At 46.1% G+C, this 11,487-nt stretch carries 9 protein-coding genes; 3 read left to right on the plus strand and 6 right to left on the minus strand.

Going from position 1 to position 11,487, the window contains the following annotated elements; translation table 11 throughout:
* Nucleotides 1–6 precede the first annotated feature (6 nt).
* The 3 genes from waaA (at nucleotide 7) to AAKU64_RS13760 (ending at nucleotide 4,057) form a co-directional block, all read left to right on the plus strand.
* Nucleotides 7–1,296, plus strand: coding sequence for a lipid IV(A) 3-deoxy-D-manno-octulosonic acid transferase (gene waaA, locus AAKU64_RS13750; protein ID WP_354362271.1), 1,290 nt, complete (start codon nucleotides 7–9; stop codon nucleotides 1,294–1,296).
* 99 nt (nucleotides 1,297–1,395) lie between these two features.
* Nucleotides 1,396–1,560: a hypothetical protein gene (locus tag AAKU64_RS13755; RefSeq protein WP_354362272.1), complete on the plus strand. Its 165-nt coding sequence runs from the start codon at nucleotides 1,396–1,398 to the stop codon at nucleotides 1,558–1,560.
* Between the two features lie 7 nt (nucleotides 1,561–1,567).
* Nucleotides 1,568–4,057 carry an adenosylcobalamin-dependent ribonucleoside-diphosphate reductase gene (locus tag AAKU64_RS13760; protein ID WP_354362273.1) on the plus strand — a complete coding sequence of 830 codons (2,490 nt, stop codon included), beginning with the start codon at nucleotides 1,568–1,570 and terminating at the stop codon, nucleotides 4,055–4,057.
* A 491-nt stretch (nucleotides 4,058–4,548) separates the two neighbouring features.
* Here AAKU64_RS13760 and AAKU64_RS13765 read toward each other — a convergent pair whose 3' ends face one another.
* The 6 genes from AAKU64_RS13765 to AAKU64_RS13790 all read right to left on the minus strand — a co-directional run bounded on the left by AAKU64_RS13765 (nucleotide 4,549) and on the right by AAKU64_RS13790 (nucleotide 11,417).
* The gene (locus AAKU64_RS13765) at nucleotides 4,549–5,022 is read right to left on the minus strand and encodes an NfeD family protein (RefSeq protein ID WP_354362274.1); all 474 of its coding nucleotides are present in this window, start codon (nucleotides 5,020–5,022) and stop codon (nucleotides 4,549–4,551) included.
* A 1,033-nt stretch (nucleotides 5,023–6,055) separates the two neighbouring features.
* On the minus strand, nucleotides 6,056–6,469 hold the full coding sequence (locus AAKU64_RS13770; protein WP_354362275.1) for a GFA family protein: 414 nt from the start codon (nucleotides 6,467–6,469) through the stop codon (nucleotides 6,056–6,058).
* Nucleotides 6,470–7,371: 902 nt separating this feature from the next.
* Nucleotides 7,372–8,313, minus strand: a complete 942-nt coding sequence (locus tag AAKU64_RS13775; protein ID WP_354328877.1) for a LysR family transcriptional regulator — start codon at nucleotides 8,311–8,313, stop codon at nucleotides 7,372–7,374.
* Nucleotides 8,314–8,439: 126 nt separating this feature from the next.
* A complete protein-coding gene (locus AAKU64_RS13780; RefSeq protein ID WP_354362276.1) occupies nucleotides 8,440–9,501 on the minus strand; it encodes an aldo/keto reductase in 1,062 nt (353 codons plus the stop codon).
* Nucleotides 9,502–9,581: 80 nt separating this feature from the next.
* On the minus strand, nucleotides 9,582–10,637 hold the full coding sequence (locus AAKU64_RS13785) for an arabinan endo-1,5-alpha-L-arabinosidase (protein WP_354362277.1): 1,056 nt from the start codon (nucleotides 10,635–10,637) through the stop codon (nucleotides 9,582–9,584).
* A 12-nt stretch (nucleotides 10,638–10,649) separates the two neighbouring features.
* The gene (locus AAKU64_RS13790) at nucleotides 10,650–11,417 is read right to left on the minus strand and encodes an SDR family NAD(P)-dependent oxidoreductase (protein ID WP_354362278.1); all 768 of its coding nucleotides are present in this window, start codon (nucleotides 11,415–11,417) and stop codon (nucleotides 10,650–10,652) included.
* Nucleotides 11,418–11,487 lie beyond the last annotated feature (70 nt).

The following is an 11,487-nucleotide window of genomic DNA, read 5'->3' on the forward strand; positions in this document are numbered from 1 at the left end:
GCTGCCATGCGTCTTTTATATTCTTTTGTCTGTTGTTTATCTCTTCCGATTGTCTTATTACGACTCTGGGTAAGAGGCCGCCAAGAGCCTGGTTATCGCCAGCATATTACTGAACGTCTCGGGTCTTACTCTAACTATCGACATCAAAAAACAATCTGGGTACACGCGGTATCTGCTGGCGAAACCCGGGCCGCAGAACCATTAGTGCGTGCTTTGCTACTGCGTTACCCAGAACATCATCTTATTCTCAGTCATATGACGCCAACAGGTCGTGCCACCGGTACGATTTTGTTTGCCGATATTGCCGACCGGATTACGCAAGTGTTTGTGCCGTATGACATTAGTTTTATCGTCCAGCGATTCTTAAAGCACTACTCCCCTTCTCTATGCGCATTGATAGAGACCGAAGTCTGGCCGAATCTGGTCGCCCAATGCAAGCAAGCGGGCGTACCAGTTGCGCTAGTCAATGCGCGGCTTTCAGAAAAATCCTTGAAGAAAGCTTTAAAACTCTCTTCTCTGATTTTGCCAGCGGCACAAGCTATTACTTGCGTTGCCGCGCAATCAGGGCCAGATGCAGCACGTTTAAAAATGCTGGGAGTAAGTAATTTATCTGTTACCGGCAATATGAAATTTGATGTGACGCCGCCAGATCATATGGCCGAGAATGGTGCGAGATTGCGTCATTGGCTAGGCGACCGCCAAATTTTTCTCTGTGCGAGCACCCGTGATGGCGAGGAAGAACTCTTACTCAAAGCCTTCGTCGCCAATAGACGACGCGACAAATCCAATACATTACTCGTCATCACGCCACGCCACCCGCAACGTTTTGATCAGGTCGGCACCATGCTGACGCAGCATGGTCTTAGTTTTGTCCGCCGGTCCAGAATGGATTTAACGATACAAGAAAATCCCTTATCCGCCTCAGTGGATGTAGTGCTAGGCGATAGTATGGGCGAAATGTATATGTATTACGCCGCTTGTGATCTAGCCTTTGTTGGCGGTAGCCTGGTTAATCTAGGGGGTCACAATTTAATTGAAGCCTGTGCCATGGCAAAACCCGTGCTAACAGGTCCATACACTTTTAATTTTTCAGAAATTACCGAACAGGCCATCGCCGCAAAAGCAGCGCAACGTGTAGCAAATTCTGAAGATTTATTTCAACAAGCTTGGGCATTATTAGATCAACCCAATACTCTCAACAGCATGGGACAAAACGCCCATGCTTTTTTCATGCAGCATCAGGGTGCGACTAATAGAACCATGGCGATGCTAGAAAATTTTATCAACATTAGCTAAACCCTCTGTGGCTATGTTCACACTACTAGCTTTGCCCCGTTGCACCTTATCGATCATTGCGACCACTGTATAAAGCGAAAGTTTTTCTGAGGTCTATAATTGAGCTTAGGCTCTTTATCAAGGCGCTATAACGCCACACTACGCTCAGGCGTATTTTCAGCTATTTATAACGATTTACCAGACGATAAGGAATTTTCTTATCGTCCAGACAATTATTTCCCTAATAATCAAACCATCGGTTATCGCCATCAACGAACGGATTAGCAATCAAATGAACGCCAACGACAAAATACTCGGTATTACAGAAATGCCACCGCAAGAAATCTCCTTAGATGTATTACTAGAAAAATATGCCAAAGGTGATGAGGCCACAATTCTTGAGGTACAACAACGTGTAGCCAAAGCACTTGCCGTAGTTGAAGGCGCGGATTTCCATGGCTACTATGAAGAAAAATTCTTATGGGCGCAGCAAAATGGCTTTGTGCCTGCTGGCCGCATTAACTCCGCTGCGGGTATGGATTTGCATGCCACATTGATCAATTGCTTCGTACAACCGGTCGGCGATTCCGTATCTAGCACCACCAACGGCAAGCCCGGCATTTATACCGCCTTATCAGACGCGGCAGAAACTATGCGTCGCGGTGGTGGCGTTGGTTATGATTTCTCAACGATACGTCCAAAAGATGCATTGGTACGTGGCACCCGTTCGCGCGCGTCGGGGCCGGTGTCGTTTATGCAGGTGTTCAATGCCTCTTGCTCCACAGTAGAATCCGCCGGTGCACGCCGTGGCGCACAGATGGGCGTGTTACGTGGAGATCATCCCGACATTCTGGAATTTATCCGCTCCAAGGATAAAGGCGGCTTAACTAATTTCAATATCTCCATTGGTGTCACGGATGAATTTATGGAGGCCGTTGCCAAAGACAACGACTACTGTTTAGTGCATAAAGCAGAACCCGGCGAAGAAAAAAAACAAGCTGGTGCTTACCAGCGCGAAGACGGCATCTGGGTCTACCAGACCTTACGCGCCCGCGCCTTGTGGGATGAAGTGATGCGCTCTACTTACGATCATGCAGAGCCAGGGATACTATTTTTGTCCCGTATGAATACAGAGAATAATCTGTACTATTGTGAGAAGATTGAAGCAACTAATCCTTGTGCAGAACAGCCGCTGCCAGACTATGGTTGCTGCTGCCTGGGTTCAGTCAACCTGACTAAATTTGTGGCGGCACCTTTTACTGATGCAGTCAGCTTTGATTACGACAAATTCAAATCTGTCGTCAGCATCGCTATCCGTATGCTGGATAACGTACTTGAGGCGACCGCCTGGCCGCTACCGCAACAACAGGCAGAGGCACAATCCAAGCGCCGCATCGGCCTTGGCTATTTAGGAGTTGGCAGTGTGCTGGTGATGATGGGTCTGCGTTACGATTCTGATGATGGTCGTGCGCTAGCACAAAAAATTTCTGAAGTGATGCGTGATGCAGCCTATCTGGCATCGGCAGAACTTGCCAAAGAAAAAGGCATGTTCCCACTATTTGATAGCGACAAATATCTATCTGGTTTATTCGCTAAACGCCTGCCAAAAAACCTGCGCACCATCATCGCAAAAAATGGTCTGCGTAATTCCCACCTGCTATCGATTGCGCCAACAGGCACCATTACTTTGGCCTTTGCCGACAATGCATCCAACGGAATTGAGCCAGCATTCTCATGGGTATATAACCGCAAAAAACGCATGGCAGATGGTGAGAGCAAAATCTATGAAGTCGCCGATCACGCATGGCGTCTGTATCGTCACTTAGGCAATGATGTCAGCGACGATAGCAAATTACCAGAGCAGTTTGTGACCGCGCTCAATATGTCAGCAACCGACCATATGAAGATGCTGCAAGTAGTGCAACCGTTTATCGACTCATCGATCTCCAAAACGGTGAATGTACCAGCGGATTATCCTTATGAAGATTTCCAAAATTTGTATATGGATGCCTGGCGCGCAGGACTAAAAGGTCTTGCTACTTATCGTCCCAACAGTATTTTGGGCAGCGTTTTATCGGTCTCAACAGAACCGGCAGCGCCACAAGTAGCAACAATTCCTGACGATGATCTGCTGCGCAAACAGTTCGATGGTCGCCCATTCGGCGATCTGGAATCGGTCACATCCAAAGTGCAATACATGACTTATGAAGGTAAAAAAACCGTCTACCTGACAGTCAGCTTTATCCATCTGCAAGGCATGATTGGTGGTGAGCGGGTCACCATCGAACGTCCATTTGAATTCTTCATGCCAGCAGGTCAAAAGAACGACGGTCAGCAATGGATATCCGCCAGCATGCGCCTGCTATCCATGGCAGCCCGCTCCGGCGGCTCCATCGCAAAAGCATTGGCGGATATGCGTGAAGTTGTCTGGGACAAAGGTACGGTTCGCTGTGGCACCATCACCAAAGAAGACGGCACACAAGCGCCGCTGTTCCACGAATCAGAAGTAGCAGCAATCGGCTATTCACTACAACGCATCTTGATCAAACGCGGCTTTATCGACGCCGCTGGCAATCAGATTCCCGTCACAGTACTGGCCGAACAGTTCCGTAATAAAAGCCTGGCCTACGGCATGGACGACCTTGCCTATGAAGGTGAATCAGCACCGATCAACTATGTCGCCACTGGAAAAAAATGTCCCGACTGTGGCGCATATGCTCTACAGAAAATCGACGGGTGTAGTCGTTGCGTTTCGTGCGGATATGTAGGAGCCTGCGGGTAATTCGACAATTATTGGCGCGATTCAATGTGTGGGTTCAGGCATAAAGCTGGACTTTGCACCCATAAAGCTGGACAAATGTTAACCATAAAGCTGGACTAACTATTTGCGAGTTATATCAAGGCGATTTATGATTTAAAAATTGGGGTCAGTTATAGTAACTGACCCCATTTTCATTCAACTTCTAGCTCAATCTTATTTTTTAGCTAAGTTTTGGGAGGAACCCATAAGTTGCGACTAAGTTGAAATAGTTGCTTTTAGGGCAATATTCGCCTATATTTAATTTTAATTAAGAAGAGTCAGTGATTTTCACTGGCTCTTCTTTTGTCATAATTTGTCTATCGAGGTAATTTCAAATTAATGTAAGGAAAGGTGATTTAGGTTAAACAGAAGTATTGGTCAGTCTTCCAAAGTGTTTTTTGACATTCAATCCACGCTTCTCATACTATTATTAGTCTCACAGACATTTCGACCGTCGGCATCGGGCCAGTCGCTTAGTTCTTGTGAATATTCTTTTGAAGAATAGGATGATTAGACTGTGCGAACCTATTAACTGTTGACTGAAAAGACTGCGACTCGAAGATAGCTTTTGGTATAAAAATACTTTCCTTTGGGAGCAGAGCGCCATCATTATCAATTTTAAATAAAGTAATGCCTTTAATTGAGCGAAATCTAGGGGGGGCGATGGCTTTAAGTATGACTGGAGCAGACCACTCAATCATTGACTTATTGCCAGTGAGACCACTTCCTTGAATTCCTTGGGGCAATATTGTTACCCAAATTTTTCGTTTCGCAAACCAGTAGAAAAGGAATGTTGCCAACATTATAGAAAGAACAAAGAAGACAATAATCTCCATGGGCAGGGTCATGCCCTTCAGCCATGCGACTATGCCTCCAAATACAAATGCGGCAAGACCAAATAAATATTGCCTGAATAACGCATGCGAGGGGATTCGAAAAATTTCCATATGAACAACTTATAAAAATAAGGTTTAAATTGGCGAGCACCGTTGAACGTCATTAGCTCACGCTTAAGTATATTTCAGCGAAATGCCACAATTTGTGAACAGTACAGCTTTAACTTGTGCTTAGCCAATGGACTTGTACGTTGCATCAAACATCCCGAAGTTCTTGGGCAGGATCGCGGCGTCCATAGATAGTTGATCACCAAAAGCACAGTAGTAAACGCTGAATACAAGTAGAGCACCATCCGGCTCATTGAGTATTCTATTTAATGTAAAGAAACGCTTAATTTCCCAATATAGATGACGAGAATTACCATGGCGATGGTGGACACTAATTTATCGTAGGCTGAGGCTTAATTGGCGTTAATCTCTTCAAAAAACGTCTGGCGCTTTTTCTTTCAGCGTTGCTCTATTCAAAAAGTTTTGATTAGATTCGACTTTGATTTTACCTTTAGATATCAATTGCTGCTAAGCTAATGTTGGAAGATTGATATTAAATTTAGTTGTTTATCTCGTCAAACTTACCCAACTAGCGGCCGATACACCATGACGGCAAATTGATAGCTACTTGAGGTTTTTATTGATTTACTTAGTAAGGCCTTTTTTCAGGAAAATAAAGAAATGAATTCATTCAGCGACCTGTCACCCATACTTATTCCAATCACAGCTCTGCTTATTCCGATCGTCAGTATCATTGCCTGGGTCGTTTTGAAAATTACACGTCTACATTTATTACATGAGACCGTGCGCCATTTAAGTGAGCATGGACAACCAATTCCGCCTGAACTTTTAAGTAAAATAGTTAACGATAAATCTTCTTAACTACCGATAGTTATACGCGTGATTTAGGTCCGAATTTCAGTCTGAAAGTGACGCGGTGTGTGGGTGACAAATTCGTTTTATCACCGCATATCGCTCGATTGATCAATGTGATATTTTCCCAAGTAGCCAAAATGCTTAGGTACGCAGGAGCAAAGTCTTGCTTTGTGCGCAGTACCCACATTGCAATAACAGGTGCGTCGTCAGGTTTTGGATCTCATCTTATGTGCTTAATGTTGCTTGGCATATGGACCCAGAGGTGCATACGTTCTTCATACACTGAAACGCTGGGTCCCGGAAAAGAGGGTTCAGCAAAAGCACCTACAGGTATGGCGACCGCCTCAGGGTAGGCATCTAAGGTGTAGTACACGGTCGCACCGCAGACCGGGCAGAACCTGAATGTGCATTTCGTTCCTTCGTCTCCGATACGAACATATTCTGTGCTTGCACCAACGACCGTGACCGCCTCTTTTGCAAACCGTGCTTGCGCAGCGAACACGCTGCCAGTGCGGCGCTGACACGCCAGACAGTGGCACACAGATACGCCCAAGGGTTCGCTGGCGACATGCGCTTGCAATTGCCCACAGCTGCAGGAAGCAATTCGAGAAGATTGCGGAGATATAGAGTGCATTTCTGAGTCACCTGATTCAAATAAAGTGAAAGATTTGCCTAGCTTGGCAGATCATCCGCCTATCCTGGCAATCCGTTCGTACCAATTACAAACCACCAAAATTACTCGGTCTTATTAAAAATCGTCTTAGTACACGAGAAATAGCTCACGTATGGAAAAAACCTATGTCTGCTGGCTTTGAAAGTATGCTCTTTTTAATGATATCCGGCTTTTTATACAGATGGGTGCGGAAGAAATCAAATCACTTGATACTTGAAAAAGCAAGCGCAGCATCCATCTAATTTCCTTAAAATAGTCAGATGAATCTACCGCTGATTGGAATAATGTGTCATTTTTTCCTCGCCCTCCTCAACTACCGCCACGCCCACGCGAAGTCGCTATGCAAATAGTCGAGCAAAAGCAATCTCACACCATTGATAAGCGCGTCTTGGTAATAGAGAAGAAGATAGCTGACGTAAAGCCACTTTTGCCATTAATCAAATCCAAATAATTGATAGCAATCCTGTTTCAAAGCCCGATTTGTCAATAAGCACATTTAGTATTTTTGACGTCCACGGCATCGAAGCATAAATGGTTTCTTCGTACCGATCACTTCTTGACTGCTTGGATCAATCGCCCTTTGGAGACGTTCGTTTTCCAGACGATTATTTACAGAAAAACCAATATACTCCCCATAAAATAATAAAAATATGACTTATAGACCAATGATTACTCTGACTATAAAATATACCTATAGGGAGTATATATTTATACCTCCGTTCAACAAGCATTTATCCAGATGTCTAAAAGTGCCATTTAATCCGGCCATCGCGCCATACCAGCATGAACGAAACAGGGAATTGAACCTGCAAATGGATCTCTGGCAAACAAGACTCAAAATACTTTAACGCGAAGAAATACTATCAATACAAAGCCAGGGCTTCGGTCCTTACTGCGTTTAAAAGTAGCTCTGCGCCGGGCGACATTAAGCGCTCTTGTTGCCGGATAATCCCAAAGGCATCCATCGCACATGGGAGCTCAATCGGCAAAATACTTAGTACATTTAAAGAGGCGTAATACCGTGCGACTTCGATAGGCATGACATGCAAAGAATCGGTTTGCTGTAAGAGCGCGGTGATCAGCAATAGCGCCGTGGTATCCACCACATCAACCGGTGGCAGCAAGCCTGCCCGACGGAACATCATGTCAAAGCGGTGGCGCAAGATGCTGCCTTGAGGCGGTAATATCCAGGGTTTAGTAGCGATGTCTTTAAGCTGCAAATTTTTATGTGTTAACAACGGATGCTCGTTGCGAACGACGGCGCAAGCGGGTTCTTCTGTGAGTTCTTCATAGATCAGGCTAGAACCGTTTTCTTTCTCAAGGATGCGTCCAATCATAAAATCGAGCGAGCCATTTTGCAGTCGGTCTAACAAAATATTACTTTGATCCATGTGCACGCCTATGCGTAACAGCGGTGCTTGTTGCTTGATGCGGGCAATCGCGCGTGGCAGCAGTGCCATACCTGGCGTCATGATGACACCCACTTCAACTTGCCCAACCAGACCGGAACGCAGTGCCACAATATCGTCATGTGCTAACGACAGATTAGTCAGTGCCATACGAGCATGACGGATCATGGTCTCACCGTAAATCGTCGGCTCCATACCGCGTGGCAGGCGCTCAAACAGACGCACGTCCAGCATTTCTTCCAGGTCTTTTAATTGTTTGGACGCCGCTGGTTGCGTCATATGTAATGCATCAGAAGCGCGGTGGATATTACGGTGTTCATCCAGGGCAATTAAGAGTAAAAGTTGCCGGGTTTTTAAACGTGCTTTTAAGAACCAGTTGGGATTGAGCTTATCCATCTTTGAAATCATCGTGTCATTAATCTTGAAAATGATACAGCATTGATTTTGGCGGCATCTCTTTATCCACGAGCTGTCTTACTTAGGTTTGAGCCACGCTATTTTTAACGAATAAAAATAGCTTGCCTAAGCTCTGAAATCGGGGTTATCGACTAAATCCTGTCCCGTCGCTTTAGCCGGCATAGAAAAAACATCTGGGTCGCTTTGACTAATGACATCAATATGCTGTATTTCTTCCGTCGTGAAGTGCAAGTGATTCAGCGTATCTAGGCTGTCGTCTAGCTGTGCCACTGTGCGGGCACCAATCAGAGTTGAAGTAATGCGATCATCACGCAAGGTCCAGGCTAACGCCATTTGTGCTAGGCTCTGGCCTCGCTCCAACGCAATCTGGTTAAGTGCCTTGATACGGACTAATACCTCAGAATTGAGACCGTTACGCACCCAGTCCAAGCGTGAAGCACGCGAATCAGCAGGAATTTCTTTCAAATATCTGTCCGTCAGAAAGCCTTGCTGTAGTGGAGAAAACACGATCGTGCCAACTCCGTTCTCTGTATTCTTTGCCAGCAACTCCGGCTCTATCCATCGATCTAGCAAGCTGTAATTAGGCTGACTGATCGTCAACGGCATCCCTTCTGCACGCAGACAATCTGCTGCTGTTTGTGTCAGAGCAGGACCGTAATTGGAGATGCCTATGTACAGAGCTTTACCTTGGCGCACCAACTGTGCCAATGCGCCCATGGTTTCTTCGATCGGGGTATGGGGATCAGGGCGATGACTATAAAAAATATCCACATAGTCCAAACCCATGCGCTGTAAGCTTTGATCAAGACTGGCGACCAAATGTTTTTTCGATCCGTTCATACCACCGTAGGGACCTGGCCACATATCCCAGCCAGCCTTGGTTGAAATGACTAGTTCGTCACGATGCGATTTAAAGTCCTCGGCAAACAGCCGGCCAAAATTGCGTTCTGCAGCACCAAAAGGTGGGCCGTAATTATTTGCCAGATCGAAGTGCGTAACACCACGATCAAAGGCACGACGCAACATCGCTCTTTGGGTTTCAATCGGATTAATATCGCCAAAATTTTGCCACAAACCTAGTGATACCGATGGCAACTTCAGTCCACTGCGACCGCTACGGCGATATGCCATCGTACCGTACCGTGAGTCATGTGCTTGATAGATCATTTGTGATTTTCTAAATTAGATAGATTGGAGCGCCAACTTACACATACGAGAAAAGCATCACCAGCATGTAAAGCAAAAGCCTATTTTTTAGCTGGTAACAAGCGACTTTGATAGCGATCTAAATCCTGCGGATTAACCACTGGCCAGCCTTCCGCATCCCAGCTCATTTCCATAATTTTTAGCTTTTGCAGGTACTTGTCAGCGGTCTCGTAGCCATGCAGTACGAGATAGTCTTTGCCATCAAACTGATAAGCGCTGTTGTGTCCAACGCCCGTCCATGCCGGTGTCCCTTTTAACAGCAAAGAACCGCCACCTTTCGCCAAGTCTTTACCGGCTTTATCGAGATAGGGTCCGCTCACTTCTGTAGAGCGTCCCACCATTAAATGGTAGGTGCTGTCCGCGCCACGGCAACACAAACCCCAAGAAACGAACAAATAGTAATAACCACCTTTTTTAAAGATGAAAGGTGCCTCTATTTCTGCCGGAGGAGCGGATTGGTTGACTCCCAGGGCTGGTTGCTCGCGTTGAGCGATAGAACGCCATTCTTGCGGCTGTGCTAATTGAGTCCAGTTATCATTGAGCTTCACTAGTTTAATACCGCTCCAAAATGAACCAAAAGCCATCCATCCGGCTCCTTTACTATCGGTGATGATATTCGGATCAATCGCATTCCACTCATCCCGACCCGGCACAGATTGCAGCACCATACCCTGATCTTCCCAGTGGTAATTTGGCGAACGCGGATTCAGGGTTTTGTTAGTGGTTACGCCGATACCAGATGCATTCTTCCCAAAGCCGGATACTGAATAATATAAGTAATATTGACCATGATGAAACTGAATATCCGGTGCCCAAATATGATCATTAAACTCCGGCGCAACAGCACGCGCCCAAGTCGGTGCATCTGCAAAAACACGCCCTTCCAGCTGCCAGTCCTTCATGTTAGATGAGCTATAAAATGTAATGCCAGGCCCGGTACTAAATACGTAGTAGGTATCGCCCTCTTTCGCCATCACCGGATCATGCACGCTGACTTGCGGAATTGGTTGTGATGGCTGGATTTGCTGTGCATGAACATGCAACATCAACACAAAACCACATAGAGCGACAAGGGTGCGGGATAAACTAGATATCATGAAGTCCTCAAATCAAACCCAACCAGCATCGACAATAAATTCTTGTGCGGTACACATAGCACTATCATCCGCCGCTAAAAATAGCACCATGGACGCGATATGCTGCGGCATTAATTTTCCAGGCAAACATTGATTTCTTTTGATCTCAATTTCTGCAGCGTCATCCACCCATAAATCAATTTGACGCTGTGTCATGACCCATCCGGGCGTCACAGTATTCACCCGGATACCATGCGACCCAAGATCACGTGCCAAACCGCGAGTAAGCCCGACGACGGCTGCTTTTGAGGTGGCATATACCGGATAGCCAGCGCCTTTGATATGCCAGGAGATGGAGCTGATATTAATAATAGACCCGCCGCCTTTACGCTTCATACCTGGCAGTACGGACTGGCAGGTAAAAAACATCGGGCGCTGATTAATGGCGATGCGCTCATTCCAATAGTCCAGCGTGACATTTTCGGTTTCATGACGCTGATCGTTGGCTGCGTTATTGACCAGAACATCAAAATCTCCAATTTCGGCTGCGAATGCGGTCATCACTTTTTGCAAAGCTGGGATATCGGTGATATCACAATGACTAAATAATGGCTCAAGATCGCCGGCGGCTGCGATGCGACTGCAAAGCGCTCGGCTAGCCTCTTCGACGATATCGACAAATGCGACCTGCGCACCCTGCGCTGCAAAGGCCGCGACGATCTCCTCACCAATACCACTGCCGCCACCAGTAACGAAAACACGCTTGCCTTCAAGGCTGCCGAATTTGGCTAACTGACTCATTTTTGTCTCCTATTTTTTTTGTTAGTGAGTGTACTTTTTTATTAGTGAGCGTACTTTATAGTTACTTTTT

Source organism: Undibacterium sp. GrIS 1.8, assembly GCF_040544445.1.
In the GTDB taxonomy this organism is placed as follows: domain Bacteria; phylum Pseudomonadota; class Gammaproteobacteria; order Burkholderiales; family Burkholderiaceae_D; genus Undibacterium.

Bases quoted from the DNA above. Each gene is read 5' to 3' on its own strand.
- AAKU64_RS13765 (WP_354362274.1), bottom strand. From the start codon at position 5,022: ATGGAAATTTTTCGAATCCCCTCGCATGCGTTATTCAGGCAATATTTA.
- AAKU64_RS13790 (WP_354362278.1), bottom strand. From the start codon at position 11,417: ATGAGTCAGTTAGCCAAATTCGGCAGCCTTGAAGGCAAGCGTGTTTTC.
- waaA (WP_354362271.1), top strand. From the start codon at position 7: ATGCGTCTTTTATATTCTTTTGTCTGTTGTTTATCTCTTCCGATTGTC.
- AAKU64_RS13775 (WP_354328877.1), bottom strand. From the start codon at position 8,313: ATGGATAAGCTCAATCCCAACTGGTTCTTAAAAGCACGTTTAAAAACC.
- AAKU64_RS13760 (WP_354362273.1), top strand. From the start codon at position 1,568: ATGAACGCCAACGACAAAATACTCGGTATTACAGAAATGCCACCGCAA.
- AAKU64_RS13785 (WP_354362277.1), bottom strand. From the start codon at position 10,637: ATGATATCTAGTTTATCCCGCACCCTTGTCGCTCTATGTGGTTTTGTG.
- AAKU64_RS13770 (WP_354362275.1), bottom strand. From the start codon at position 6,469: ATGCACTCTATATCTCCGCAATCTTCTCGAATTGCTTCCTGCAGCTGT.
- AAKU64_RS13780 (WP_354362276.1), bottom strand. From the start codon at position 9,501: ATGATCTATCAAGCACATGACTCACGGTACGGTACGATGGCATATCGC.